The organism is Aeromicrobium sp. YIM 150415 (assembly GCF_016918125.1).
Taxonomy (GTDB): domain Bacteria; phylum Actinomycetota; class Actinomycetes; order Propionibacteriales; family Nocardioidaceae; genus Aeromicrobium; species Aeromicrobium piscarium.
On record NZ_JAERWM010000026.1, the window covers coordinates 1 to 26,425 of the forward strand.

At 69.6% G+C, this 26,425-nt stretch carries 24 protein-coding genes; 18 read left to right on the top strand and 6 right to left on the bottom strand.

The features are described from left to right. Positions 1-86 precede the first annotated feature (86 nt). The 3 genes from JL108_RS16330 to msrB are packed head-to-tail and all read left to right on the top strand — an operon-like array spanning position 87 to position 2,311. A complete protein-coding gene (locus JL108_RS16330; protein ID WP_205199224.1) occupies positions 87-1,376 on the top strand; it encodes a benzoate/H(+) symporter BenE family transporter in 1,290 nt (429 codons plus the stop codon). A gap of 9 nt (positions 1,377-1,385) precedes the next feature. Beyond that, positions 1,386-1,883, top strand: a complete 498-nt coding sequence (locus JL108_RS16335) for a hypothetical protein (RefSeq protein WP_143913237.1) — start codon at positions 1,386-1,388, stop codon at positions 1,881-1,883. 5 nt (positions 1,884-1,888) lie between these two features. Further along, positions 1,889-2,311: a peptide-methionine (R)-S-oxide reductase MsrB gene (gene msrB / locus JL108_RS16340; protein WP_143913236.1), complete on the top strand. Its 423-nt coding sequence runs from the start codon at positions 1,889-1,891 to the stop codon at positions 2,309-2,311. Positions 2,312-2,571: 260 nt separating this feature from the next. On the opposite strand, the gene hemQ is transcribed toward msrB, so the two are convergent. From hemQ to hemE, 3 genes are all read right to left on the bottom strand, one after another. Then, positions 2,572-3,276, bottom strand: coding sequence for a hydrogen peroxide-dependent heme synthase (hemQ, locus tag JL108_RS16345; protein ID WP_205199225.1), 705 nt, complete (start codon positions 3,274-3,276; stop codon positions 2,572-2,574). Between the two features lie 156 nt (positions 3,277-3,432). Further along, a complete protein-coding gene (hemG, locus tag JL108_RS16350) occupies positions 3,433-4,788 on the bottom strand; it encodes a protoporphyrinogen oxidase (RefSeq protein ID WP_205199226.1) in 1,356 nt (451 codons plus the stop codon). Beyond that, positions 4,788-5,813 carry a uroporphyrinogen decarboxylase gene (gene hemE / locus JL108_RS16355; protein ID WP_205199227.1) on the bottom strand — a complete coding sequence of 342 codons (1,026 nt, stop codon included), beginning with the start codon at positions 5,811-5,813 and terminating at the stop codon, positions 4,788-4,790. The genes hemG and hemE overlap by 1 nt, the downstream gene beginning before the upstream one ends. A gap of 85 nt (positions 5,814-5,898) precedes the next feature. On the opposite strand from hemE, the gene JL108_RS16360 reads away from it, so the two are divergent. The 3 genes from JL108_RS16360 (at position 5,899) to JL108_RS16370 (ending at position 8,451) form a co-directional block, all read left to right on the top strand. Next, a complete protein-coding gene (locus tag JL108_RS16360; RefSeq protein ID WP_143913233.1) occupies positions 5,899-6,498 on the top strand; it encodes a DUF3000 domain-containing protein in 600 nt (199 codons plus the stop codon). Continuing rightward, entirely contained in the window at positions 6,495-7,721 is a 1,227-nt protein-coding gene (locus JL108_RS16365) for a ribonuclease D (RefSeq protein WP_205199229.1), read from the top strand. Before JL108_RS16360 ends, JL108_RS16365 begins: the two co-directional genes overlap by 4 nt. Positions 7,722-7,857: 136 nt before the next feature. Further along, the gene (locus tag JL108_RS16370; RefSeq protein ID WP_205199230.1) at positions 7,858-8,451 is read left to right on the top strand and encodes a hypothetical protein; all 594 of its coding nucleotides are present in this window, start codon (positions 7,858-7,860) and stop codon (positions 8,449-8,451) included. A gap of 820 nt (positions 8,452-9,271) precedes the next feature. Here JL108_RS16370 and JL108_RS16375 read toward each other — a convergent pair. Beyond that, positions 9,272-10,240, bottom strand: coding sequence for an aldo/keto reductase (locus tag JL108_RS16375; RefSeq protein ID WP_205199231.1), 969 nt, complete (start codon positions 10,238-10,240; stop codon positions 9,272-9,274). 78 nt (positions 10,241-10,318) lie between these two features. Here JL108_RS16375 and JL108_RS16380 point away from each other — a divergent pair, with 78 nt between their 5' ends. The 6 genes from JL108_RS16380 (at position 10,319) to JL108_RS16405 (ending at position 16,877) form a co-directional block, all read left to right on the top strand. Beyond that, positions 10,319-10,678, top strand: a complete 360-nt coding sequence (locus JL108_RS16380) for a hypothetical protein (RefSeq protein ID WP_205199232.1) — start codon at positions 10,319-10,321, stop codon at positions 10,676-10,678. A gap of 38 nt (positions 10,679-10,716) precedes the next feature. Beyond that, positions 10,717-13,017 carry a protein translocase subunit SecD gene (gene secD, locus JL108_RS16385; protein ID WP_205199233.1) on the top strand — a complete coding sequence of 767 codons (2,301 nt, stop codon included), beginning with the start codon at positions 10,717-10,719 and terminating at the stop codon, positions 13,015-13,017. Further along, on the top strand, positions 13,017-13,337 hold the full coding sequence (locus tag JL108_RS16390) for a TM2 domain-containing protein (RefSeq protein WP_143913228.1): 321 nt from the start codon (positions 13,017-13,019) through the stop codon (positions 13,335-13,337). Before secD ends, JL108_RS16390 begins: the two co-directional genes overlap by 1 nt. A gap of 40 nt (positions 13,338-13,377) precedes the next feature. Then, on the top strand, positions 13,378-14,751 hold the full coding sequence (locus tag JL108_RS16395) for a cystathionine beta-synthase (RefSeq protein WP_205199234.1): 1,374 nt from the start codon (positions 13,378-13,380) through the stop codon (positions 14,749-14,751). After that, a complete protein-coding gene (locus tag JL108_RS16400; protein ID WP_205199235.1) occupies positions 14,748-15,917 on the top strand; it encodes a cystathionine gamma-synthase in 1,170 nt (389 codons plus the stop codon). The genes JL108_RS16395 and JL108_RS16400 overlap by 4 nt, the downstream gene beginning before the upstream one ends. 189 nt (positions 15,918-16,106) lie before the next feature. Next, complete coding sequence (locus JL108_RS16405; RefSeq protein WP_205199236.1) at positions 16,107-16,877, top strand: hypothetical protein; 771 nt, start codon at positions 16,107-16,109, stop codon at positions 16,875-16,877. A gap of 12 nt (positions 16,878-16,889) precedes the next feature. On the opposite strand, the gene JL108_RS16410 is transcribed toward JL108_RS16405, so the two are convergent. Continuing rightward, complete coding sequence (locus tag JL108_RS16410) at positions 16,890-19,472, bottom strand: AAA family ATPase (protein WP_205199237.1); 2,583 nt, start codon at positions 19,470-19,472, stop codon at positions 16,890-16,892. Then, positions 19,469-20,596 (bottom strand): metallophosphoesterase, encoded by a 1,128-nt coding sequence (locus tag JL108_RS16415; RefSeq protein ID WP_205199238.1) that lies wholly within the window; start codon positions 20,594-20,596, stop codon positions 19,469-19,471. The genes JL108_RS16410 and JL108_RS16415 overlap by 4 nt, the downstream gene beginning before the upstream one ends. A gap of 113 nt (positions 20,597-20,709) precedes the next feature. On the opposite strand from JL108_RS16415, the gene JL108_RS16420 reads away from it, so the two are divergent. The 6 genes from JL108_RS16420 to JL108_RS16445 all read left to right on the top strand — a co-directional run bounded on the left by JL108_RS16420 (position 20,710) and on the right by JL108_RS16445 (position 26,043). Next, positions 20,710-21,378: a hypothetical protein gene (locus JL108_RS16420; protein WP_205199239.1), complete on the top strand. Its 669-nt coding sequence runs from the start codon at positions 20,710-20,712 to the stop codon at positions 21,376-21,378. 31 nt (positions 21,379-21,409) lie between these two features. After that, the gene (locus tag JL108_RS16425; protein WP_205199240.1) at positions 21,410-21,814 is read left to right on the top strand and encodes a hypothetical protein; all 405 of its coding nucleotides are present in this window, start codon (positions 21,410-21,412) and stop codon (positions 21,812-21,814) included. A gap of 4 nt (positions 21,815-21,818) precedes the next feature. After that, positions 21,819-22,490 carry a M50 family metallopeptidase gene (locus tag JL108_RS16430; RefSeq protein ID WP_205199241.1) on the top strand — a complete coding sequence of 224 codons (672 nt, stop codon included), beginning with the start codon at positions 21,819-21,821 and terminating at the stop codon, positions 22,488-22,490. Between the two features lie 178 nt (positions 22,491-22,668). Then, complete coding sequence (tgt, locus tag JL108_RS16435) at positions 22,669-23,862, top strand: tRNA guanosine(34) transglycosylase Tgt (protein WP_205199242.1); 1,194 nt, start codon at positions 22,669-22,671, stop codon at positions 23,860-23,862. A gap of 96 nt (positions 23,863-23,958) precedes the next feature. Beyond that, positions 23,959-24,672 carry a queuosine precursor transporter gene (locus JL108_RS16440; RefSeq protein WP_143913220.1) on the top strand — a complete coding sequence of 238 codons (714 nt, stop codon included), beginning with the start codon at positions 23,959-23,961 and terminating at the stop codon, positions 24,670-24,672. 126 nt (positions 24,673-24,798) lie between these two features. Next, positions 24,799-26,043, top strand: a complete 1,245-nt coding sequence (locus JL108_RS16445; protein WP_205199243.1) for a geranylgeranyl reductase family protein — start codon at positions 24,799-24,801, stop codon at positions 26,041-26,043. The last annotated feature ends 382 nt before the right edge of the window (positions 26,044-26,425 follow it).

The window sequence follows — 26,425 nt, forward strand, 5'->3', positions numbered from 1 at the left end:
TTCCCCCCCGGGCCCCAGGGCGGCCCCCCCGGCCACCCCGTGCGGGGCGGGGCCGCCGGGGCGCCCGCCGACAGAGCTGAGGAATCATGGCCACATCTGACAATGACCACAGGGTAGAACCGAGCGCGAGGCAGGGCCTCCTGGAACGCGGGCCCGGCTTCCGGGCGGGTCTGCGGGATCTTCCCCGCCACCTCAATCTCGCCACGATCGGCGCCGGGATCATCGCGGCCATCTTCGGCTGCACCGGACCGGCACTGATCGTCATCGGCGGAGCCAGCGCCGCCGGTCTCAGCGCCGAGATCATCGCCTCGTGGATCTTCGGGATCTACTTCTTCGGCGGGCTGATCTCCATCGTGATGGCGCTCTACTACCAGCAGCCCATCAACGGTGCCTATTCGATCCCCGGGGCGGCCCTGGTGGCCGCGGCATTGCCGAACTTCAGCTTCGCCGAGATGGTCGGGGCGTTCCTCATGGCCGGCCTGATCGTCCTGGTGATCGGCATGAGCGGCCTGGTGCGCAAACTGGCCGACTCGATCCCCTTCCCCATCGTCATGGCGATGATCGCCGGCGCGCTGATCCGCTTCGGCATCGACATCATCGACTCCGCCATCGCCGCACCGGCGGTCGTCGGAGCGGCGCTGGTCGGCTATGTGGTCCTGAGTCGCTTCCTGCCTCGTGTGCCCGGGGTACTCGGCGCGCTGGCCCTCGGTGTGCTCGTCGCGGCCATTCTCGGCGACTTCGGCACCCTGGAGGGCGGGATCGGACTCAGCACACCGGTGCTCGTCATGCCCGCCTTCGACCTCGGTGCCATGTTGGCGGTGGCCGTACCCCTCGCGCTGCTGGTCATCGGAGCCGAGAACGCGCAGGCCATGGGCGTCCTCATGGCCGAACGGTACGACCCGCCGTTCAATATGATGACCATCATCAGCGGCATCGGCGGTCTGCTCGCCCCGATCTTCGGCGGTCACAATGCCAATATCGCCGGCCCGATGACCGCGATCTGCTCCTCGGACCAGGCCGGCCAGGATCCTCGGGGTCGTTACGTCGCCACGATCGTCAACGGGGTGATCTTCGGCCTGTTCGGCATCTTCGCCGGGGTGACGGTGGCCCTCGTGACCGTCCTGCCGCCGGAGCTGATCGCCACCGTGGCCGGTCTGGCGATGATCGGCGTGCTCGTGCGGTCCTTCCAGGAGAGCTTCTCGGCGAGCCGCTTCCAGCTGGGAGCTTTCTTCGCCCTCATCATCGCCATGAGCGGCATCACGGTCTTCAACATCTCGGCGCCGTTCTGGTCGCTGATCGGCGGTGTCCTCGCATCGCTGCTGCTCGAGCCGAAGGACTTCCGCGCTCGTGAGCAGGAGACGGCCACCGCCGACTAGGATCGGTACATGTACAACGTGGTGCTGTTGATCGAACGTCAGCTGATCGAACTGGACGCGAATCAGATCGTGTCGTTGCAGGAGGGTGTCGATGACGATGTCACCTACCATCTCCTGCTGCCCATCGAGAGCTCGGCGGCGGTCCTCGGATCGTCGATGAGCGCCCTCGGCGGTGGGCAGTTCGTGCCCATGACCGAACCGGACACCATGGCGGTCGTCGATCAGGAGCTCCACCAGGCCGGCGAGGCCGAGCTCGACGAGAGCGCCCGGCTGCTGCGCGATCGCGGTCAGCAGGTGACCGCCCGCCTCACCGATCTCGACCCGATCGACGCGCTCAAGGAGCTGGTGACCGAGACCTCGGCCGATGAGGTCATCATCCTCACCGAGCCGCACCTCGTCCGCGAGTTCCTCAAGCTGGACTGGACCTCACGCGCCCGACGCTCCCTCGACGTGCCCACGCTGCACCTGCTCGAGCACCTGCCCTTCGAAGCACAGACGGAGATCTGATCCCCATGTCCGCACCCGACGCGAGCCGCGACTACGAGGTCGCGAAGTCCGACGACCAGTGGCGCGAGGAGCTCAGCGCCGCCGAGTTCCACGTGCTGCGCCAGGGCGGCACCGAGCGCCCCTTCTCCAGCTCCTATGAGACCGACCCGACGGTCGGCATCTACCGTTGCCGCGCCTGCGGGAGCGAGCTGTTCCGCAGCGAGACCAAGTTCGACGCCCACTGCGGCTGGCCCGCCTTCTACGCGCCCCTCGCCGAGGATCGTGTGGAGTACATCGAGGACCGCTCGATGGGCATGCTGCGCACCGAGGTCCGCTGCGCGAACTGCGGATCGCACCTCGGCCACGTCTTCGGCGGCGAGGGCTACGACACGCCCACCGACCAGCGCTACTGCATCAACGGCATCGCCCTGGACCTCCAGGCCGACTGACCGACATGACGTGGGGAGTGCCGGGCGGTGAGCTATCCCGCACTTCGACCGTTCGAGTGCGGGATAACCCACCGCCCAGATGAAAGCTGGCTTGAGGGGTGCGTAGCTCACCGCTCCTGGGCTCGATCCTTGGGCGGTGAGTTACGCACCCCTCATCCCGCGGGGCGGTGAGTTACGCACCCCTCGCCAGTGGGAGCGGTGCGTCTGACACCTCTCATGACCCTTGAGGGGTGCGTAGCTCACCGATCACGCAGGGGGACTCAGGGCCAGAGGTCGGTGAGCTCGGTCCAGGTGCGCTTGCGGCCGGTGTAGAAGGGCGTCTCCTCGCGCACGTGGCGACGCGCCCGGCTGGCACGGAGCTCGCGCATCAGATCGACGATGCGGTACAGCTCGTCGGCCTCGAAGGCCAGCATCCACTCGTAGTCTCCGAGCGCGAAGGACGCCACCGTGTTGGCGCGCACGTCCGGATACGGCCGCGCCTGCATGCCGTGCTCGCGCAGCATGTCCCGGCGCTCGTCCTCCGGCAGCAAGTACCACTCGTAGGACCGCACGAAGGGATACACGCAGACCCAGTCGCGCACCTCCTCCTCGGCCATGAAGGCCGGGATGTGCGAACGATTGAACTCGGCCGGCCGGTGCAGCGCCGTCTGCGACCACACCGGGACCATCCGCGAGCCGAGGGCCGTGCGCCGGAAGGAGTTGTACGCCACCTGCAGTGCTTCGGCCGTCGGCGCATGCCACCAGATCATCAGATCGGCGTCCGCACGCATGCCGCTGACGTCATAGGCGCCGCGGACGACGGCGTCATCCTCGGCGAGCCGTGCCACCAGTTCATCGACCTCCGCGGCCTCCGCCATGCGATCGCCCGAACCCAGCGGACGCTCCAGTCGGAAGACCGACCACATGGTGTAGCGGATCGTCTCGTTGATCTCCTTGGCCAGCTTCCCCTGGTTCGGCACGCTCATGCCGCCACCGCCTGAGAAAGAACAGTATAGGACGGCGTCGGCACGAGATGCCCCATTGTTCGCTCGCTCCGCTCACTCATGCCGCCACCGCCTGAGGAAGAACAGCATAGGTCCGTGTCGGCATGAGGCGCCTCATAGGTCGCTCGCTCCGCTCGCTCATATGTTCATTGTCCCTTCCGTGGTGATGGCGCGGGCAGCCTGGTGGGCGGTGGCGATCACCGCCGGGATGCCGACCCCGTGATAGGCCGCTCCGCAGACGGCGAGGCCGGGCACCGAGGCGATATCGGCCTCGATCCGCGCCACCAGCTCCTGATGGCCCACGTCGTACTGCGGAAGCCCCCCTCCCCACCGCTGAACGCGCGAGGCGGCGACGGTGCCGAGCGTGCCGACTCCGGCGAGCGCGGACTCGAGATCGGCGAGCGCGAGTGCCACGAGCTCGTCATCGGAGCGCTGCAGTGCCGTGGCGTCGCCCGCACGCCCCAGGGAGGTGCGCACGACGCTCGCTCCCTGGGCGTCGCGTGCCAGCCACGCCCACTTGTTGGTGGCGAAGGTCGCCGCTTTGATCGAGCGCCCGTCGACCGGAGGGACGAGGAAGCCCGACCCCTCGGGGAGCTCCGCGCCATCGAGCACGAACGTGACGAGCGCCATCGAGGCGTAGTCGATGCCGGCCAACGCGAAGGACGCCGCCGGTGCGATATCACCGAGCAGCCGCGACGCGGCCGGCGCCGGGACGGCCAGCACCAGTGCGTCGCACCGCTCGCGCACGGCGCGAGTCGTCGGACCGACCACGAGCGTCCAGCCCCCGTCGTTCTCTCGACGCACTCCGCGGACGGTGGAGTTCAGCCGGATGTCGAGGTCTTCGGCGAGCGCCACCGACAGACTCCCCATGCCACCGTCGAGTCCGGCGAGCACGGGCTCCGCGGGACCGGAGGCGAGCTGTTCGGCACGGCGCGCGATCGCGGCGCCGATCGGGTCGGACCCGAGGGCGCCGATCATCGGCGCCGTGGCCCGCAACGACAATCGATCGGCGTGCCCCGCGTAGACGCCCCCGAGAAGAGGCTCTACGAGCCGGTCGACGACCTCGCGTCCGGCCCGCTGGGCGACGAAGTCGGCCACCGGCACGTCATCCCCGGGCACGGGTACGTCGTGGCGCTCCACCGCCCCCTCCAGGACCCCGGACGCCTCCAGCGCCTCGAGATCCGAGGGAATCCCCATCACGGTCGGCGGCATCGGCCGCAGGGCACCACGGGTCCACAGCGTCGCGGGCGCCGGCTCGGGATGCACCAACCGGTCACCGAGGCCGAGACGCCCGACCAGCTCCAGACCCTCGGGACGACGGGCCAGCATCGACTCGGCACCCTGGTCCAGGGTCAGACCCCCGACGTCCTCGAGCCGCAGCTTGCCGCCCACACGGTCGCCGGCCTCCCAGACCACGACCTCGGCGCCCGCCTCGCGCAGCGCGTGAGCACAGGTCAGCCCTGCGATCCCCGCCCCGACGACACCGACGCGCATCAGCCGACCGGATACTCGTGCACGAAGTCGACCAGCCGCGCGAGTGCGTCCGGATCGGTGTCCGGCAGCACGCCGTGGCCCAGATTGAAGATATGACCCGGCGCGGCCTTGCCGGCCTCGATGACCCGGGCCGCACGCTCGTGCACGACCTCGGTCGGTGCGAAGACCACCGTGGGATCGAGGTTGCCCTGCACGGCGCGTTCAGGACCGATGCGCCGCGTCGCCGCGTCGAGCGGCACCCGCCAGTCGACACCGACGACATCGGCGCCCGCCTCGCCCATGGCGCCGAGCAGCTCGCCCGTGCCGACCCCGAAGTGGATGCGCGGCACGCCGAGATCGGCGACCTCCGCGAGCACCGCGGCCGAGTGGGGCTGCACGAAGGTCTGGTACTCCTCCAACGACAACGCTCCCGCCCACGAGTCGAAGAGCTGGATCGCCCGGGCCCCGTGCTGCACCTGCAGGCGCAGGAACTGCCCGCCGATCCGCGCGATGCGTCCGAGGAGCGCGTGCCACAGGTCCGGGTCGCTGTACATGAGCTGCTTGGTGCGCCGGTGATCGCGCGACGGGCCGCCCTCGATGAGATAGGAGGCCAAGGTGAAGGGGGCACCGGCGAAGCCGATGAGGGGCGTGTCCCCGAGCTCGTCGACGAGCGCCTCGACCGCGGCGGTGATGGTGCCGACATCGTCGGGCTCCAGATCGCGCAGCGCGGTGAGCTGCTCCGCCGAACGGATCGGCTCGGCGACCACGGGACCGGTCCCCGGGACGATGTCCAGATCCACCCCGATCGCCTTGAGCGGCACCACGATGTCGGAGAAGAAGATCGCGGCGTCGACTCCGTAGCGACGCACCGGCTGCATCGTGATCTCCACGACCAGATCGGTGCGGAAGCACGATTCGAGCATCGGCACCTCGGCACGGACCGCTCGATACTCCGGCAACGAGCGGCCCGCCTGACGCATGAACCACACGGGCGTGTGCGCGGGACGCTCACCCCGGCAGGCTTGCAGGAACGGACTGGCGGGCATCGAGGTGGTCACGGTATCGAGTCTGTCAGGTGTCGCCGCGTGTCGAAGACCCCAGGTCGGCCTCTTTCCACCTAGGATCACCGGTGTGGCTGCGCGAACCGAGGTCGACGGCACGCCCGCAGCATTCACGCGGGCGGTCGAGCAGATCATGCGCGTCGATGCCCGCCCGGAGCTGACCATCCATGTGATGCCTCCGCCGCAGCGCATCGCGCCCTACGCCTATGCGATCAGCGGCGATCTCGCGGTCGCCGGGGACGATGTCGCCACCGGCCGCTTCATCTGCCTGTACGATCCCGCGGGTCACGAGGCCTGGGAGGGTAGCTTCCGCTGTGTGACCTTCGCCAAGGCCGATATCGAGCCGGAGATGGCCTCGGACCCGATGCTGACCGAGGTCGGCTGGAGCTGGCTGACCGACGCACTCGACGCCGGGGGCGCCGGCTACCACGCCGCGAGCGGCAGCGTCACCGTCGTGCGCACCGACAGCTTCGGCCAGATGGCCGAGGACGGCAGCTCGGCCCAGGTCGAGGTCCGCGCCTCCTGGTCCCCCGATCCCGACACCGACGCCGGATGTCACGCACAAGCCTGGATGCACCTGCTGGCCGAGCTCGCCGGGCTTCCACCGCTGACACCGGGGGTCATCCCCCTGCGCCGTACCGCCCATGACCGACGGGGGTCTCACAGGTGACCGACGACGTCCCTGAGACCGTGGCCGAGCCCGCTCTGCCGCGACTGGGCCTGCGTGAGCCGCTCGGCCACGTGATCGACGACGATGACGAACTGGCCCGCGCCGTGGCAGAACTGTCCCTGGCCTACGGACCGGTCGCGCTCGACGCCGAGCGCGCCTCCGGCTACCGCTACTCCCAACGGGCCTACCTCGTGCAGATCCGCCGCGAGGGCGCCGGCACCTTCCTCGTCGACCCGACCGCCTTCGACGATCTGACCTCCCTCGACGAAGCCTTCGGCGATGCCGAATGGATCCTGCACGCCGCCACCCAGGACCTCCCCTGCCTCGCCGAGGTGGGACTGCGTCCCTCCGCGCTCTTCGACACCGAGCTGGCGGGGCGGCTGCTCAACCTGCCGCGGGTCGGACTCGCCGGTCTCGTCGAGCACTATCTGCAGATGAGCCTCGCCAAGGAGTTCTCCGCCGCCGACTGGTCCACGCGCCCGCTGCCCGAGCCGTGGCTGGAATACGCCGCCCTCGACGTCGAGGTCCTCGTCGAGCTGCGCGCGATGGTCGAGGCGGACCTCGAACGCACCGACAAGGCCGGCTGGGCGCAGGAGGAGTTCGAGTCGCTGCTCGCGTTCACGGGTCCTCCCGAGCGCAGCGAGCCGTGGCGCCGCACGTCGGGCCTCCACAAGGCGCGGGGCCGCCGGTCGCTCGCCATCGTCCGTTCCCTCTGGTACACCCGCGACCGCATCGCCGCGGCACGCGATGTCACCCCCGGGCGCATCCTGCCCGACTCGGCGATCCTGGAGATCGCTGCCGAGGCCCCCACCTCTCGTACGGCGCTACGCGAGACCCGAGCCATGCGCGGGCGCGGCCCCCGCCGCTTCTTCGACGACTGGCACGCCGCCGTCGAGGAGGCCCTCGCACTCGACGAGAAGGATCTGCCGACGAGTTCACAGCGCCACGACGGTCCCCCGCCGCCGCGCGCCTGGGCCGAGAAGCGGCCCGAGGCGGCCGAACGCCTCGCCCGGGCCAAGCCGGTGGTGACCGAGCTCGCCGAGCAGCACGATCTGCCGAGCGAGAACCTCATCTCCCCCGGACTCATCCGTCAACTCGCCTGGGACCCGCCCGCGCATATCGACGCCGTGTCCGTCGGCGACGCTCTCCTGGAGCAAGGAGCGCGCTCGTGGCAGGTGGGCATCGTCGCCGCGCCTGTCGCCGCCGCCATGTCCGGGAACTAGGCTGTCCGGGTGGCTCCCGGCACGCTGCCCTCTCTCGACGCCTCGTCAGGCGTCGAGATCGGCGCGGAGTCGCGGCGTTCCGATTCCGCCTTGACCAGTTGGCTAATGTCGTCCCCCTGCCGAAGGGAGGACATCGATGGCGGACTTCGATAAGCCGGCGTTGCCGGGCGTCGGTCTGTTCGAGGCGCAACCCGATGATCGCCCCGATCCCGCCGAGGTCACCGCGGCAGGGCACCGCGTGGCGCACCTCCTCGTCCGTGGCCCGCGCGACCACGAGGATGCCGATCTGGTCGAGCGAGTGCTCCACCTGGCTGATTCCGAGGGCATCGGCACGATCGCCGAGCTGTGGTCCCTCGCATCGCCCGACTCCCTCGCCGGTGCGCTCTGGCGGCTCTACGTCCTGCGCACCTGGGTGCATCGCGAACCCGTGCGGGCGGCGCACGAGTTCGCGATCGGCAAGACCTACGCGCCGGTCCAGGAGGTGCTGGCCGGGGTCGTGGAGCCGCCGAGCCCCGAAGAGGTCGTCCGGCTGGTCGACATCGTCGTGCGCGGCATCGTCGGCGAGCATCTGGACATCACCCTCGACCGTGCCGCGGCCTTCGCGCACATCGTGGGCGTGGGGCGCGGACAGTGCGAGGACGGCGACGCGCTCAGCGGGGCACGTCTGGTGGAGACCGCACGCGACCTGCGCCACGCAGCCGAACTCGAGCGCGCCGGTGCCCTGCAGTAGACGACCGCGGGCATCGCGTGCGATGGACCACGTCCGCTGCGCTTGATCATGGCCCCATGGCCGATACGCTGGTGACTGCGCCGGGTTGCGGCAAGCCCCGGGTCCCAACATAAGCCGCTACGAGCGGCCACGCGCCGTGAGGCGCTTCCCAACCCGGCGCACCATCTTCACCGACGTAGGTGGCCTCGACACGCTCCCTCGCGCTCGACCACCGAGGTGAGGGATCGGTGATCGAGTAGGCACGGCGAGCCTCCAGCGCGGCTACGCCCCTTATTGCGCCGGCTCCATGCGAGCACATGCCAATGGAGCCGTGACACGAAGGGCGTAGCCGTCACGGAGCGAGATCGCTCTGACGTGACGCAGGTGTGGCCTCGATACGCTCCGGTCGCTGAGCGACCTTCACTACTCGACCACCGAGGTGAGGGATCGGTGATCGAGTAGGCACGGCGAGCCCTGCGAGCACGTGCCGATGGAGCCGTGACACGAAGGGCGTGGCCGTCACGGAGCGAGATCACCTTTCCGTGACGCAGGTGTGGCCTCGATACGCTCCGGTCGCTGAGCGACCTTCACTACTCGACCACCGAGGGTCGAGATCACTCCGACGTGACGTGGCCTCGCTCCAGCGAGGCCTTGGGCTACTCGACCACCGAGGTGAGGGATCGGTGATCGAGTAGGCACGGCGAGCCCTGCGAGCACGTGCCAATGGAGCCGTGACACGAAGGGCGTAGCCGTCACGGAGCGAGATCACACCAACGTAAGCGTGGTCCCGATACGCTTCCTCGCACTCGACCACCGAGGAGAGATCGAGAGCCCGGCCTGCTCAGGGGGCGAAGGTGGTGTAGCTGTGCCGGGGACGGCCGATCTGGTCGAGCTCCTCGCGATCGGCATCGCTCGGTGCCCACCGACCGGCCGCCACATTGGCGGCGATCTGCTCGGGCCGGGTCGCCCCCGCGATCACACTCGCCACCTGCGGCTGTGCGGCGAGGCCGCCGATCGCGACGTCGAGCAGCGAGATCCCCCGCGCATCCGCGAAGCTCTGGAGCGCCTCGATCGTGTCCCAGTCAGCGGCGTCATAACGACGGCGCTGGTTCTCCTCGGCGAGCCGGGTGCCCTCGTCGGGCGGAGTGTCACGACGGTACTTACCGGTCAGCAGCCCGTAAGCGAGCGGGAAATAGGGCAGCAGCCCCACACCCAGCTCCGCGCAGGCGGGCGTGAGCTCCACCTCCGCCATCCGGTTGTAGAGCGAGTACTCGTTCTGCGCCGTGGCGAACGAGGCCAGATCGCGCGTCCGCGACACCCAGTGCGCGTCCACCAGCTGCCACGCCTGGAAGTTCGAGCAGCCGATCGCCCGCACCTTGCCCTCGCGGACGAGATCATCCAGCGCGCCGAGCGTCTCCTCGATCGGCGTCGACGGATCCGGGGTGTGGAGCTGGTACAGGTCGATCACGTCGGTCCCGAGTCGCCGCAGGCTCGCCTCACAGGCCCGTCGCACATACTCCGGCCGGCCCCTCGATCCGCCATCGTCGCCGTTGAGACCCTGCAGGTCCATGCCGAACTTGGTCGCCACCACCACGTCATCGCGACGGCTGCCCAGCGCCCGCCCCAGCAGCTCCTCGCTCTGGCCGAGGCCATAGACATCGGCCGTGTCGAAGAAGGTCACGCCCTGCTCGAAGCAGGCGTCGACCACCTGCCGCGTGCGCTCGGCGTCGATGCGGGCGCCGAAGGCATTGCAGCCGAGCCCCACGACGCTGACATCGATCCCACTGGTTCCCAGAATCCCTGCGGTCATGACTCCACGCTAGCGACCGACCACGCGGATCCGCCCGGTGCGCCCCCGCGCGGGCGCACCGGCCGTTAGACTCGCCGAGTGCGTCACACCCGCCCCGCCGTCTGGGGGATCATCGCGAGCTGCGCGGCGATCCTCGTGGCACTGCTGGGCGCCACCGCGCTGACCCAGTCCGGCGCACCGACCCGGAGCACCAGCGGCACCGCCGCATCCGTGGCGACCGGTGACCGGACGGCGACGACGAGCAGGGCGACACTGCCTCAGGCCACCGTCACCGACGATCACGCTCCCGCCATGACCGACCATCTGCCGTTGGCCGTGCTGACGGCGGTCGTGCTCCTCATGGTGACGACGGCATTGCTGTCGCGGGGGAACCACAGCGCCGAGGTCGCACGACGGGTACGGGCCAGGGCCGGACGAGCACCTCCGGCGTTCTGCTGAACCCGCGCCGTCCTGCCCCGCCCATCTGAAAGCTCTCCATGACCATGACCCCGTCACGCTGGCGCGCCGTCGCCGCGTTCTTCGTCGTCGTCCTCGCCGGATTCTCGGCGTGGCACTTCCCGCCGAATCTCGGCCTCGATCTGCGTGGCGGCACGCAGATCGTCCTCGAGGCCCAATCCACCGACCGCGTCGATGCCGACAGCGACGCCACCGACCGGGCCCTGGAGGTCATCCGCGGCCGTGTCGACGCCCTGGGCGTCTCCGAGCCCACCCTCGCCCGCTCCGGCGAGAACCGCATCATCGTCGAGCTCCCAGGCGTCCAAGACCCCGAGCAGGCCGCCGAGGTCATCGGTCAGACCGCCACCTTGGAGTTCCGCGAGGTCGTCTCCCCCGCCACCGAGGGCATCGAGCCGGAGGAAGGACAGACGGTTCTGCCCGACGAATCAGGCCAGGAGCTGTTGCTGAGCCCGGTCGCCTTCGACGGCAACGGCATCAGCGACGCGACCGCCGCACAGCCCGAGGGCGGCATCGGTCAGTGGGTCGTGAATGTCGACTTCAGCGGCGAGGGCCGCGGGCCATGGGGCCAGCTCGTGCAGTCCGCGTGTGCCAACACCGCCGGCGGTCAGCGTATCGCCATCGTCCTGGACGACGGCATCATCTCGGCCCCGCAGATCCAACCCAGCCTGTGCCAGTCCGGGGGCGGCAGCAGCACGAGCATCACCGGTGACTTCTCCCAGTCCGAGGCTGACGACCTCGCCGTGCTGATCAAGGGCGGCGCTCTGCCCGTCCCGGTCGACACCATCGAGCAGCGCACCATCGGCCCGACCCTCGGCGCCGCCGCGATCGACGCCTCGGTCACTGCCGCGATCATCGGCCTCGCCCTGACCGCACTGTTCATCGTCTTCGTGTATCGCCTCGTCGGCTTCATGGCCACCCTCGCGCTGGGCACCTACACACTCATCGCCTACGGCATCCTCGTGTGGCTCGGTGCCACCCTGACCCTGCCCGGGCTGGCAGGCTTCGTGCTCGCCATCGGCCTGGCGATCGACGCGAATGTCCTCGTCTACGAACGAGCGCGGGAGGAGTACGAGGAACACCCCAAGGCCGGCCTCAGTCCGGCGCTCACCACGGGCTTCAACAAGGCTTGGTCGGCGATCATCGACTCCAATATCACCACCATCCTCGCCGCGATGCTGCTGTTCTTCCTGGCGACCGGATCCGTCCGCGGCTTCGGTGTGACGCTGACGATCGGTGTCCTCGCCTCGATGATCTCCGCCCTCGTGGTGGCACGCGTCCTCGCCGAATGGGCCGTCCGGCGGCGTTTCGTGACCAAGCGTCCGCGAATCAGCGGCATCGCCGGAACCGGCCGGGTTCGCGCGTTCATCAACGAGCGTGGCCCCTTCATCGTCAAGCGCGCCGGCGTCTGGATCGTCGTCACGGCGGGCATCGCGATGGTGGCACTCGTCGGCGTCTTCGGCAAGGGGCTGAACCTCGGCGTCGACTTCACCGGCGGTCGCATCATCGAGTACTCCACGACACAGACGGTCGACGCCGAGACCGTGCGCGAAGCCGTCAGCGATGCCGGCTTCCCGAACGCAGTCGTGCAGGAGTCCTCCAGCGACGGCGGCGGTGAGAACATCACGGTCCGCACGGAGGATGTCGACGACGAGCAGGTCGGCCAGATCCGCGACGCCGTCGTCTCCGTCGGCGGGGACGTCGAACAGATCCGCGACGAACAGGTCGGCCCGAGCCTCGGCACCGAACTGCGCAACAAGGCGCTGCTCGCCTTCGCGATCGCGGTGGCCGCCCAGCTGGTCTACCTGGGCTGGCGGTTCCGCTGGACCTGGGCCCTCGCCGCGCAGATCTCCATGGCCTCCGTCGTGCTCATGGTGGTGGGCATCTTCGCCTGGTGGGGCAAGACGATCGACAGCGTCTTCCTCGCCGCGATCCTGTCGATCATCGGACTGGTGGTCAACGACACCATCGTCGTCTTCGACCGCATCCGCGAGAACACCGGCCTGAGAGCCCAGCCGAATCTGCGACAACTCGTCAACGACGCGGTGCTGCAAACCATCCCCCGTACGATCAACACCACCCTGAGCGCGTTGTTCATCCTCGGGGCGCTGGCCGCGATCGGCGGTGACTCGCTCACCGACTTCTCCTTGGCGATCATCATCGGCCTGTCCTTGGGCGTGCTGTCGACGATCTTCACGGCCACCTCACTCGCGGTGCTGTTGGAGGAGCGGTTCCCCTTCAATCCCGAGAAGGACGCGCAGAAGCGTGCCGTCGACCCGTACTCGGCGATCGACAACGGCCGGGGCGATGGAGCGGTCGTCTGATGTCCTATCCACCTCCTCCCCACCAGCCCGGTCCCGGCGGACCGGGCTGGTGGGGGCCGTCACCGGACGCACCGTACGGGCGTGAGCCCTCGACGGGCGCCCCTTACTCGGAGCGGTCCAAGATCATCGCCGGACTGCTGCAGATCCTCGTCCCGCTCGGCATCGGCCGGATGTACATGGGCGATGTGAGCCTGGGTGTGATCCAGCTCGTCGTCACCCTCGTCACCTGTGGCATCGGGGCACTGTGGCCGTTCATCGACGGCATCCTCATCCTCGTCGGCCGTCCGACCGACGAGTACGGACGGCCGCTGCGGTCCTGACCCCGGACCGGACGGACCACGAGGCTGACACAATGGTGGTATGCCCATCGCAGACCACGTCGTCGACCTCATCGGGGGCACTCCCCTGGTCCGACTCAACTCCGTCTCCCCCACCGGTGGCGCCACCATCGCCGCCAAGATCGAGTACCTGAACCCGGGCGGGAGCGCCAAGGACCGGATCGCCGTCAAGATGGTCGACGAGGCCGAGGCGAGCGGGGCGCTGCAGCCGGGTGGCACGATCGTCGAGCCCACCTCGGGCAACACCGGAGTCGGGCTCGCCCTCGTCGCGCAACAACGCGGCTATCACTGCGTGTTCGTCTGCCCCGACAAGGTGAGCGAGGACAAGCGCAATGTCCTTCGCGCATACGGCGCGGAGGTCGTCGTCTGCCCCACCGCGGTGCCACCCGAGCACCCCGACTCCTACTACTCGGTCTCCGATCGGCTGGTCCGCGAGACCGAGGGTGCCTGGAAGCCCGATCAGTACTCGAATCCGGCCGGCCCGGCCTCGCACTACGAGACCACCGGCCCGGAGATCTGGGACGACACCGACGGCCGCGTCACCCACTTCGTCGCCGGCGTCGGCACAGGCGGCACGATCACCGGCGCCGGACGCTATCTGAAGGAACAGAACCCGGCCATCAAGGTCATCGGTGCCGATCCCGTCGGCTCGGTGTACTCCGGCGGCACGGGCCGTCCCTATCTCGTGGAAGGCGTGGGCGAGGATTTCTGGCCCACGGCCTACGATCCCTCGGTGCCCGATGAGATCATCGCGGTCTCCGATGCCGATTCCTTCGAGATGACCCGCCGCCTGGCCCGCGAAGAAGGGCTGCTCGTCGGCGGCTCCTGCGGCATGGCGGTCGTCGCGGCGATCCGCGTCGCCGAGAAGGCCGGCCCCGACGACATCGTGGTCGTGCTGCTGCCCGACGGCGGCCGTGGCTACCTCACCAAGATCTTCAATGACGACTGGATGGCCTCCTACGGCTTCCTGCGCACGCCGCTGAGCGGGGAGAGCACGCAGACGTCGATCGGCGACATCCTGCGTCGCAAGTCCGGAAGCATCCCCGCCCTCGTTCACACGCATCCTTCGGAGACCGTGCGCGATGCGATCGAGATCATGCGCGAGTACGGCGTCTCCCAGATGCCCGTGGTCGGACCGGAGCCGCCGATCGTCATCGGCGAGGTTGCCGGCAGCGTGAGCGAGCGGGAGCTCGTCAGCGCCGTCTTCGAGGGTCGCGCCCAGCTGACCGATGCGGTCGCCGATCACATGGAACCCTCGCTGCCCCTCATCGGTGCCGGCGAGGACCTCACCGCGGGGCTGTCCGCCCTGAGCGAGCGGGACGCGCTGCTCGTCATCGACGAGGGCACCCCTCTCGGCGTCCTCACCCGCCTCGACCTGTTGGGAGCACACGTATGAGCGAGCACAACGAGGGAACCAACAACACCGGGCACGGCTTCGCGACCCGGGCGATCCACGCCGGCTATGAGCCGAATGCCGAGAACGGCGCCGTCAATGTGCCGATCTATGCCAGCTCGACCTTCGCCCAGGACGGGGTCGGCGGCATGCGCGGCGGGTACGAGTACGCCCGCACGGGCAATCCCACCCGTGCGGCGCTCGAGGCGAACCTCGCTTCCCTGGAGAACGGGCGATACGGGCGCGGCTTCAGCTCCGGCATGGCCGCCACCGACACCGCACTGCGCACGCTGTTGAAGCCCGGTGACCACCTGGTCATCCCCGATGACGCGTACGGCGGCACCTTCCGGTTGATCGACAAGGTCTTCACGCAGTGGGGCGTCACCTACACCCCGGTGGCCGTCAACGACGTCGACGCCGTGCGCGCCGCCATCACGACGGACACCAAGGCGGTCTGGATCGAGACGCCCACCAATCCGCTGCTCAACATCGGCGACATCTCGGCGATCGCCGAGGTCACCCGATCCGCCGGCATCCGGCTCGTGGTGGACAACACCTTCGCCTCCCCCTATCTGCAGCAGCCGCTCTCCCTGGGCGCCGATATCGTGCTGCACTCGACCACCAAGTACATCGGCGGTCACTCCGATGTCGTCGGCGGTGCCCTGGTCACCGATGACCAGGAGCTGGACTCCGGTTTCGCCTTCCTGCAGAACGGTGCCGGCGGCGTGCCGGGGCCGTTCGACGCCTATCTGACGATGCGTGGCGCCAAGACGCTCGCCTTGCGAATGGATCGGCACTGCGACAACGCCGAGGCGATCGTCGATCTGCTGCTCGGACACGCCGCAGTGAGCCAGGTGCTCTACCCCGGGCTCCCTGATCATCCGGGGCACGAGGCGGCACGGCGGCAGATGCGTCGCTACGGCGGCATGATCTCGGTCCGGCTCGCCGGTGGCCGTGCGGCGGCGCTGGACTTCTGCTCGCGGACGCGGATCTTCACGCTGGCCGAGAGCCTCGGCGGTATCGAGTCGCTCATCGAACATCCCGGGGCCATGACCCATGCCTCGACCGCCGGATCGGCGCTGGAGGTTCCCGACGACCTCGTGCGGCTGTCGGTCGGCATCGAGGACCAACGCGACCTCCTCGCCGATATCGAGCAAGCCCTGGGCTGACCCACAACGGGTTCTGTCACCCGACTCGTCCCCTAACGGGGTCCCCTCCCCTGATTCCCCCGCCCGGTCCCCCGCCCGGTGTGACGATTGTCGCGCCGAGCGGGTCGGAGTACGTTCCCTTTCAGATCACCGCACCCGGCTCGTCCCCAGACGAATCGTGCCGTTCGGCGGAGCTGAAAGGGCAGGACCATGAACACCTGGCAGAAAATCCTCGGGACCGTGGCAGCCGCCGGCTCCCTCACCTTCATCACCCTCCCAGCAGCGACGGCCGCGCCCAGTCCGGCGCCCTATGTCTGCTCCGGCGGCGCCATCGCCTCGGGCTCGTACTCGAGCCTCACGGTGAAGGGCGACTGCCGTGTGGCGGCCGACGCCGTGGTGCGGGTCTCCGGCAATGTGACGGTCCTCGCCGGCGCGGCACTGGATGCCCAGAGCGCCCCGGCCACCGTCACCGTAAAGGGCAATGTCACCGCGGCGAAGGGGTCCTTCGTCGGTCTCGGCTGCCAGTCGCCGGCGGACACGGGGAACTCCGCCCATCCGTGCGCGGAGAATCCGCAGGGCCGCTCCGATATCGCGGTCGGCGGCAATGTCACGCTCAACGCTCCCTTCGCGGTCATGCTCAACGGCATCGACGTCGACAAGAACGTCACCGTGACCGGCGGCGGCTCGCCCGTGCCCTGGACGGTCAAGAACTCCACCATCGGCGGAAACCTCACGATGACCGGCGTGACCACCGACTGGCTCGGCATCAACTTCAACACCATCGCCGGCAATGTCACCCTGACGGGTCTGACCTTCACGGGCACCGACGACGCCTCCGGCAGCGGAGCCAACGACCTCTTCGTGGTGCGCAACCGGATCGACCGGAACCTCACCTGTGTCGGCGTGAAGCCCGGCGTTTTCGGGTACGGCAATCAGATCGGCCGCAACGCCGTCGGCCAGTGCGCGCCGCTGGCGCAGTGACTCCCCGACTCTCTACTCCAGGCGTCGGGAGACGTCGGGGACCAGGAGGTCGAAGCGGCTCGGCTCGCAGGTGAGCACGATGATCTGCACCTGACCCTCGCGCGCGACCTGACGCAGCATCGCCAGCACGCGCTGGCGGCGCAGCGGATCGGCATAGCCGAGGATGTCATCGAGGATCACCGGCGCACCGTCGCCGCCCACCAGCCGGGCCGTGGCGACCCGTCCGAGGACGCCGAGCTGTTCCTTGGCACCCCCGGACAGAGAGACGAAGGGGACCGTCCGGCCGTCGAGGGTGCGGGTCAGGATGCTCAGATCCTCGCCGATCTCGACATCGAAGCCGGAGCCGAAGACGGTCCGCCCGAGCTCGGCGATGGCAGTGCGGAAAGGTCCGACATAGCGGCGGCGTGCGCGGTGGGCGTGATCGGTCAAGGTCTGCTGCAGGCGACGCGCGGCGCGAGCACGGGTGTCGACCGATATCCAGCGCCGACGCAGATCGGCGACTGCCTCGGCGGCGCGGTTGGCTGCGTCCTGCAGACCTTCGCCGCCACGGACCTCCAGGGTGGCCTCCACGGCGATGATCTCATTGTCCAGCTCGCGTAGTCGACGCTCGGCGGTCTCCAGGGCGTCGGTGCGGGCATCGACCTCGGAGGCGAGTTCGTCGGCGCCGCGCTCACTGAGCACGCCCTCGACCCGTGCTACCGCGGCGATCGCCCGGGTCGAGGCCTCTCGAGCCTCCTCGACCGCGGCAGCGACGGTCGCGTCATCGGCCTGGGCGCGGTCGGCGGCCAAAGCGGCGACGGCACGTTCGGCGCGGGCGCACACGTGCTCGGCAGCGGTGCCGGCGCGCGCCCGCCGCTCGCGCAGCTGCTGACCGACTTCGAAGGCTCGGCGGCGCTCGGCCCGCGACTCCTCGGCCGCGTTCACCACGCGCTGATAGGCGTCTGCGGCGGTCCGGTGCCGCTGGGCCGCGGTCTCCGGGTCGGGTGGCTCACCCGCGCCGACGCGTTCCCTGCAGTGCTCGACCCGCTCCTCCAGCTGGGCCAGCGATTCGTCCTCACCGAGCGCCCGCCGCAGCTCGGCCGTACTGTCGGCCAGGATCCGCTCCTGCTCCGAGCGCAGCCGTGCGAGGGTCCGCGCCTCCTCCAGGTCGGCGACCCCCAGAGCCTCACAGGCACGGTGGTACTCACGGCGCAGACGATCACCCTCGGCGACCTCGTCGGCCAGCGGCGCAGGCGGGCTGATCGTGACCCGTGCGGCGCCCGGCACCTCGACGACTACCGGCCGGACCACAGGATGCTCGTGGACCTCGCTCTCCTGCCCGTCGAGCAGCACGGGCTGATCGCCCAATCGCTCGAGGGTCACCGTCGGAGCAGCGGCGGCGCTGCGAGCGGCCGCCGTCTGCCAGCGCAGGTGGTCGTCCTGGAGGCGCTGGACGGCCTCCTCGTCGACCGCATTGTCGCGGAGAGCAGCGCGGGCTTCCTCCCGAGCCGTGTGCGCCGCGCGCGCCTCGCCGAGACGCCGCAACGCCTGCTCCAGCTCCCGCTGGGCGCGAGCACGCTCCTGCTCGACCGTCGCTCGATCGAGTTCCGCCCTGGCGGCGTCGATGGCGGTGTCTGGGTCCTCCGGCCCCGCCTGTGCCTCGTGCTCCTCCACCGCGGTCGCGGCCTCGGCCTGTTCGAGCTCGGCCTCGCGGCGGGCTCGATCGGCCTCGTCGAGCTCGGCGACGAGCTGCGCCCGGCGCTCGGCGGCCTCCTGCCGGATGGCCAGTGTCTGGCCGGCCCCCTCGGCGATGCGCTGAGCCTCCTGCAGCTCCTGGCGCAGCTGGTCCAGCTCGGCACACCGCTCGGTGAGCGTGGTGACCTCCTTACGCTGCGTGACGATGGAGCCGGTCAGCTCCTCGCGGCGCAGAACGAGACGCTCATGGCTCTCGGCGAGGCGGGCGATGTCGGCGAGGGCGCCCTCCGCCTCGCTCGCCCGGGCCTCGGCCTCGGCCAGCTCCCCGGCCAGCCTGGCGTGCTCGCCCGTCGGCCGGCCGGTCGGGGTGTAGTAGGTCAGGTACTCGGCCTCGACTCGTTGCATCAGCTCATCGTGGCCGCCCACGGCATCCTCGCCGCCGATGGACGCCAAGGCGCTGTGCAGGGGCACCAGCGCGGCGAGCACCGGTTGCGCGAGCGGCTCCCCCTGGGTCGCCTGCAGCGCCGACCACAGCGCGAGGTCGGTGGTCTCGGCGAAGATCGCCGTGGCGCGATCGTGGGCGGCATCGCCGGTGAGGCTCTCAGCCACGGGCGCATGCACGGTCAGCTGCGTGGTGCCCTTCCGGGCGAAGGTCTTGGCGTACGTGAGGTGGTAGGGCCCGGTGCGCAACTCGATCTCGACGGAAGGATCGGCCTGGACGTGGGTGGGCCGTACGGCGCGCACCTCAGCGGCCTGCGAGGAGGCCTTGAAATCGCGGACGAGTCGTAGGGCGTCCACGATCGAGGACTTGCCGGTCTCGTTGGGGCCCTCGATGAGGGTGATCCCTTGCTCGGCGAAGTCGACGTCCAAGGGCCCGTCGATGCCGGCGAAGTGCTCGAGCCGCATGCGGAGCAGCCTCATCGGCTCACCTCCGCGGCACCGGTGAGCCGGTAGAGGAGTCCGAGGGCGTCCGCCGCCTCCTCGGCCTCCGGGCCGCTCAGCTCCTCGGTGAGCTCGGCCACGGCTTCCGCGGCGAAGCCCGTGAGCCCCAGCTCAGCGAAATCGGCCGCCTCGCCACGAACGGCCACTTCGCTGCGCCGCTGCCAGACGAAGATGTGGGCGAATCGGTCGGCCGCACGCTCCAGCAGATCGTCCAGTCTCGCGCGCTGCGGGATCGTCAACGTGCCGGTCAGCGTCAACCGCACGACGGTGAGGTGCTTGTCCGGCACGCGGTCCAGGTCGCGCTCCAGGTCGTCGAGGTCAGCATCGCCGTTCAGCGGCGCCCCGTGGGTGAGGAAGGTCCACCGGCCGACCCGTACCGGCGCGACCTCGACACCGCCGGTGCGCTCGTCCAGATCCACCACCAGCACCTGGCCCGGGTCCGTCTCGCGATGCCGCGTCACCTCCGGGGCCCCGGGATACCAGAGACGATCGCCGGCCTCGGTGGTGGAGTGGCGGTCTCCCAGGATGGCGACATCGATGCGGCGGTCGGCCAGCGCTCCTGTCAGGGTCGAGAGATCGATCGCGGCCGGGTCGTCCCGGTCGATGCCGAGCAGACCCCCGTGACCGACGAGCACCCGGCGACGGCCGGAGGACTCGGGGAGATCGGCGAGCACGTCGGCGACCAGGTCGGTGAGCGGTCGCTTGCCGAACCACGGCGCCGCCACCAGCTCCACCTCCGAGGTCACCGGATAGACTCCGGGCGCGTCCAGCACCTGGACACCGTCGGGGACCGCTCCGGTGAACTCCGCGGAGCGATAGATCGAGGCGGCGTCGAGGCAGTCGTGGTTGCCGGGCAGGAGGTAGACCGGCACCGACCAGTCGGCGAGGGCGTCGAAGGCCCGCGCCACCACCGAACGGTGCAGCTGATTGGAGTCGAAGACATCCCCGGCCACCACGACGAAATCCGCCTGCTGCTCCGCCGCGACCTCGCCGATGCGCCGCACTACGTCGATCCGGGCCTGCGCGAACCGCGCGCGGGCCTCATCGGGCAGGAACGATCCGGGCATGCCGAGCTGCCAGTCGGCAGTGGCCACGAATCGCATGTCTCGACGATAACGAGCATCGCCGACAGAACTCGGCCGACACCACGAGGGCGCCCCGGGAGTGTCATCGGCGTCACTTAGCTCCAGCGGTACCGCTCGGTAGCATCGAGAGCATGCCTCGCACAGGACCCCTTGCCGATCTCTCCGGTCTGCAGCTCGTGGCCGGTGCGCTCGCCGCGATGACGTCCGCCTGGATGGCCTCCTGGCTCGGAGTCGCCGGGACGCTCATCGGCGCCGCGGTCGGCAGCATCGTCGCCGGTATCGCCACCGCGCTCTACCGTTCGAGCCTGGAGCGCGGTGTCCAGCGCAGTAAGACGCTGCTGACCGAACAGGGCAGCGTGGTCGAGAGCGCGAGCGATGACTCGGCCGCGGGCGAGCACGGCAGCGAGGTCGTGACCGCACAGACGGACTCGGTCTCCTGGAAGGAGCGGCTGCAGCGCCTCAACTGGCGCTCGATCGCCCTCGCCAGCGGAGCGGCGCTGCTCGCCGCCGTCGTCATCATCGGTGTCTACGAGGTGTCCACGGGCAAGTCCTACGGCAATTCCTCGAATCCCACCATCGTGCCGGTCAGCTCCTCCGGCGGTGGTGGCGAGCGCACCCCGGAGCCGGGACAGGACGACACGGATCCGTCCGCGGATCCGACGTCCACCGCGCCCACCGAGAGCGCTCCGACGACGCAGGCTCCGTCCGCCACCGCACCGACGACCGCGGCTCCCACCACCGAGGCCCCCACGCAGCCGGCACAGCCCAATGAGGGCGGGGAATCAGCGCCCGCCGAATGACGTTGGGACCGGTGCGACCGAAGGAGGCGCTGTGACCATCTACATGAAGCCCACGTTGACCGACGACATGATCGCGGCGATGGACCTTCTCGAGGCCTTCCGGCTGGCCGAGGAACTGCTCGACTCGCGCTTCCCGCGCGAGGCGGGGCGAGTGCTCGTGCCTGTGCTGGAGGCGGAGCCCGGCAATGCGGCCGCATGGGAGCTGTACGGACGCGCCCAGTTCGCCGCCGCCCTGCTCAAGCCGGCCGAGGACGCCTTCCGGCGCCTCGTCGAGCTGGAGCCGACGAGCGCGTGGGCGCAGACGGCCCTCGGCCTGACCCTCGACCGCCAGAGCCGCCATCGCGAGGGGGCCGTGCATCACCGCATGGCGGCGGCGATGGGGGCCAGCGACCGCGACGCGACCCGCGTCGAGCTCGTCGATCGTCCGAGCGACTGAGTCCGTGCCCGATCCGGTGTGGATCGGCGCGGCGGTCGCTGTGCTGGCCGTCCTCGTGCCACCGGCGTGGCGGATGACACGTCACGTCGTCACGTTGGTGCACGAGGCCGGCCACGCCGCGGTGGCCCTGGCTACCGGACGTAAGGTCCGTGCGATCAGGCTCCATCGCGACACCTCCGGCATCACCGAGTCGATCGGTCGCCCCCACGGGCCGGGCATGATCGTGACGGCCTTCGCCGGCTACACCGCTCCACCGCTGATCGGCGTGTCGATGATGCTGCTGGTCCTCGCCGAGCGCGAGGTGTGGGCCTGGTGGGCCGTCCTGGGTGTGCTGGCCGCGATGGTGCTGGTCATCCGGAACTGGTTCGGGCTCCTCGTGCTGCTGGTCTGCGGAGGCGGCATTTGGCTGTTGCAGACCCGCGTCGACGACCCGGAGTGGGCTCGCCTCGCGGGCTACGCGGTGGCCTGGTTCCTCGTGCTCGGCGGTCTGCGCGCCACGATCGAGCTGGCCGTGAGCCGGCGGCGTGGACGCGATGTGTCCAGTGATGCCGCCGTACTGGCCCGGCTGACCGTTCTGCCGTCGGTCGTCTGGAACGCGCTGTTCATCGTGGTGGCCGCGGTCTGCGGCTACATCTGCTGGCTCGGCGCCCTCGGCGGCGCCGGACGGCCCTGGTGACCCGCCAGCGCTCGCCGCTCCACCACTCACCGCCCCATGCCCCTGGCCCGCGAGTGGCGCAGATTCGCCCTCGAAACGCGAGATCCAGGGCGCATATGCACCACTCGCGAACGGGATCGCACCACTCGGCGCGACGGGGACGGCCAGGGATCCGCGCATCGGCTGGCAGAATGAGCCGGTGTTCAGCATCGACCACCGCATCGAGGACGCCCCGGGCCGTTCGGGCATCATCACCACCCCGCACGGCCGGATCCGCACACCCGCGTTCATCCCCGTCGGCACCCGCGCGACCGTCAAGTCGGTGCTCCCCGAGACCATGGCCGAGCTGGGCGCGCAGGCGCTGCTCGCCAATGCCTACCATCTCTACCTCCAGCCCGGCGCCGATATCGTCGACGAGGCCGGCGGGCTCGGGCGGTTCATGAACTGGCCCGGGCCGACCTTCACCGACTCGGGAGGCTTCCAGGTGATGAGCCTGGGCGTCGGCTTCAAGAAGACCCTGTCGATGGACAGCACCCGCGTGGAGCGCGACGACGTGATCGCCAAGGGCAAGGAGCGCCTCGCCCACGTCGACGAGGACGGCGTGACCTTCAAGAGCCACTTGGACGGCTCCCGGCACCGGTTCACCCCCGAGATCTCGATGCGCATCCAGCACCAGCTCGGCGCGGACATCATCTTCGCCTTCGACGAGCTGACGACGCTCATGAACACCCGCGGCTATCAGGAAGAGGCGCTCGCGCGAACCCAGGCGTGGGCCGAGCGGTGCGTCGCCGAGCACGAACGCCTCACCCGCGAACGCGCCGACAAGCCCTATCAGGCGCTCTTCGGGGTCGTCCAGGGCGCGCAGTACGAGGATCTGCGCCGCAAGGCCGCCCGTGACCTGGCCGGCCTGCCCTTCGACGGCTTCGGCATCGGCGGTGCGATCGAGAAGGAGAATCTCGGCACGATCTGCCGCTGGGTCGTCGACGAGCTGCCCGAGGACAAGCCTCGCCACCTGCTCGGCATCGGCGAGCCCGACGACTTCTTCGAGGGGATCGAGAACGGCGCGGACACCTTCGACTGCGTCACGCCGTCACGTGTCGCCCGCTCCTCGCGGGTCTACACCCGCCGTGGTCGCTACAACCTCAATGTGGCCGCCTCCCGCCGCGACTTCTCCCCCATCGACGATGCCTGCGACTGCTACACCTGCGCGCACTACACCAAGGCGTACCTGCACCACCTCTTCAAGACCAATGAGATGCTCAGCGCGACCCTGTGCACGATCCACAACGAGCGCTTCATGGTCAAGCTCGTCGACGACATCCGCGCCTCGATCGACGACGGCAGCTATCACGACTTCAAGGCCGACACCCTCGGCCGCTTCTACGGGCCGTGAGAGGATCGAGTCCATCATGAGCGAGCGCAGCGAGCGAATCATCAGGTACGTCATGCCGATGCCTGCCCATCGTCGGTCTTCCCGGCAGGCGGCGGCATGACCCCGCAGGCAACCTCGCCACAACCTGCCGTGCGCTTCGCCTCGCGCGGTTCCTCCTATTTCGACATCGCGATCGCCATGTTCTGCGTGGTGCTCGTGGTCTCGAATATCGCCGCCACGAAGGGCATCGAGATCGGCTCGGGCGAGTTCTCGATCGGCGCCGTCCAGCTGTGGCCCATCGTCACCGACGGCGGCGCGATCCTATTCCCGGTCGCGTACATCCTCGGCGACGTCATCAGCGAGGTCTACGGCTTCAAGGCCGCCCGCCGGGCGATCATCGTCGGTTTCGCGATGGCGATCCTCACGGCCGTGACCTTCTGGCTCGTCCAACACGCGCCCGCCGCCTCCTTCTATGAGAACCAGGCAGCCTTCGAGGCAGTCGCCGGACCGGTCGGACAGATCGTCGTCGCGAGCCTCGCCGGGTACCTCGTCGGTCAGTTCCTCAACGCCTGGGTGCTCGTGAAGTTGAAGCAGCGCACCGCCGAGCGCGGGCTCGTCGCCCGCCTGATCGCCTCGACGGGAGTCGGCGAGACCGCCGATACCCTGATCTTCTGCGCCATCGCCGCCACCGCCATCGGCATCACCTCCTTCGGCGTCTTCCTCAACTACTTCATCGTCGGCGTGGTCTTCAAGGTGCTGGTCGAGATCATCGTGCTGCCCCTCACGCTGACCGTGATCGGCCAACTGAAGCGCCGCGAGCCGACCTACTGAACCGGCGGGCGGTGAGACAACGTCCATCCGATCGGAGATACGGACGCCTCCTCACCGCCGCGAGCGCGGAACGGACGCCTCCTCACCGCCCACGCGGGGGCTGGCGGCGGATGGGAGAATGAGGCCATGACGCTGCCCGCCTCCACCGATGTGCTCGTCGTCGGCGCCGGACCGGCCGGGTCCGCGGCGGCGGCCTGGGCCGCGCGCCTGGGACTCGATGTCGTGCTCGCCGACGCCGCCAGCTTCCCCCGCGACAAGACCTGCGGTGACGGCCTGACGCCTCGCGCGATCGCCGAGCTCGACCGGCTGGGTCTCGGCGACTGGGTCCGCGGGCACACCGTCAACCGGGGCCTGCGCGCCAACGGCTTCGGTCAGCAGCTCCTCCTCCCGTGGCCGGGAGGCTCGCTGCCCGACCACGGGTCCGCCGTCCCACGCACCGAGCTGGACGATCGCATCTTCCGTGCCGCGGTGGACGCAGGTGCCCGCCCCCTGGAGAACGCCCGCGCGGTGGATGTGACCTGGTCGGCCGGCGCGGTCGACGGCGTCGTCTTCCGGGTCGGTCCGGACAAGACCGAGCACACCGTGGCCTGCCGTCGTGTCATCGTCGCCGACGGCGTGCGCTCACCGCTCGGCCGCGTCCTCGGCCGGGAGTGGCACCGGGAGACGGCCTATGGCATCGCCGGACGCAGCTACGTCAAGTCCGGTCACTCCGACGACCCCTGGATCTCCTCGCATCTCGAGCTGCGCGGCGAGGACCACGAACTCCTTCCCGGTTACGGGTGGATCTTCCCGTTGGGCGACGGCGAGGTGAATCTCGGTGTCGGAGCGCTCGCGACGTCCAAGCGTCCGGCGAGTCTGCAGATCCGCCCGTTGATGGAGTACTACGCGGGGCTCCGTCGCCAGGAATGGGATCTCGGCGCCGAGCTACGGCTGCCGACCTCGGCGCTGCTGCCGATGGGCGGCGCGGTCTCAGGGGTCGCCGGACCGAACTGGATGCTCGTCGGCGACGCGGCCGGCTGCGTCAACCCCCTCAACGGCGAGGGCATCGACTACGGCCTGGAGACCGGCCGCGAGGCCGCCGAGATACTCGTCCTCGGCGATGACCCGCACACCACGTGGCCGGCTCTGCTCACCTCGCGCTACGGCGAGGCGTTCTCCATCGCCCGGAGGCTCGCCGGACTCATCACGGTGCCCGGGCTGCTGCCCGCACTCGGACCGATCGGCATGCGCAGTCACGTGCTCATGACGATCGCGCTGCGCGTCATGGGCAACCTGGTCACCGAGGACGACCGGGACGCCGTCGCGCGGATCTGGCGCTGGGCCGGCCGCCGCTCGGTCGCCCTGGACACACGACCGCCCTTCACCGGCTGACGACGCAGCTGGTTCTTTCGTGGGCTGAGGCGCGTCCCGCACGTGAGCGGTGAGATAGACACCTCTCGGCCGTGATGGACGGTGACCTAGGCACCTCTCGACGCCGGCGGTCTCAATCGGTCGAAGCAACATCTTTGATGAGGAGTTGTTGTGAGGCATTCGGTGCAGACGCGTCGGCGGTTCTATGAGTTGGTGTGTTTAGAGGGTTATGGTCTGTCGTCTGCGGCGTTTGCGGTTGGGGCGGGGATGGGGTCTTCGACGAGGTGGTGGCGGCAGGCTTTCGGTATGGATATCGAGGTCAGCAAGGGTGTTCATGGGGGACCACGGATCGGTGTTGCGCGTGATGTCGATGTCAGTGATGGGCGGGTCCGGTCGCGGCGGG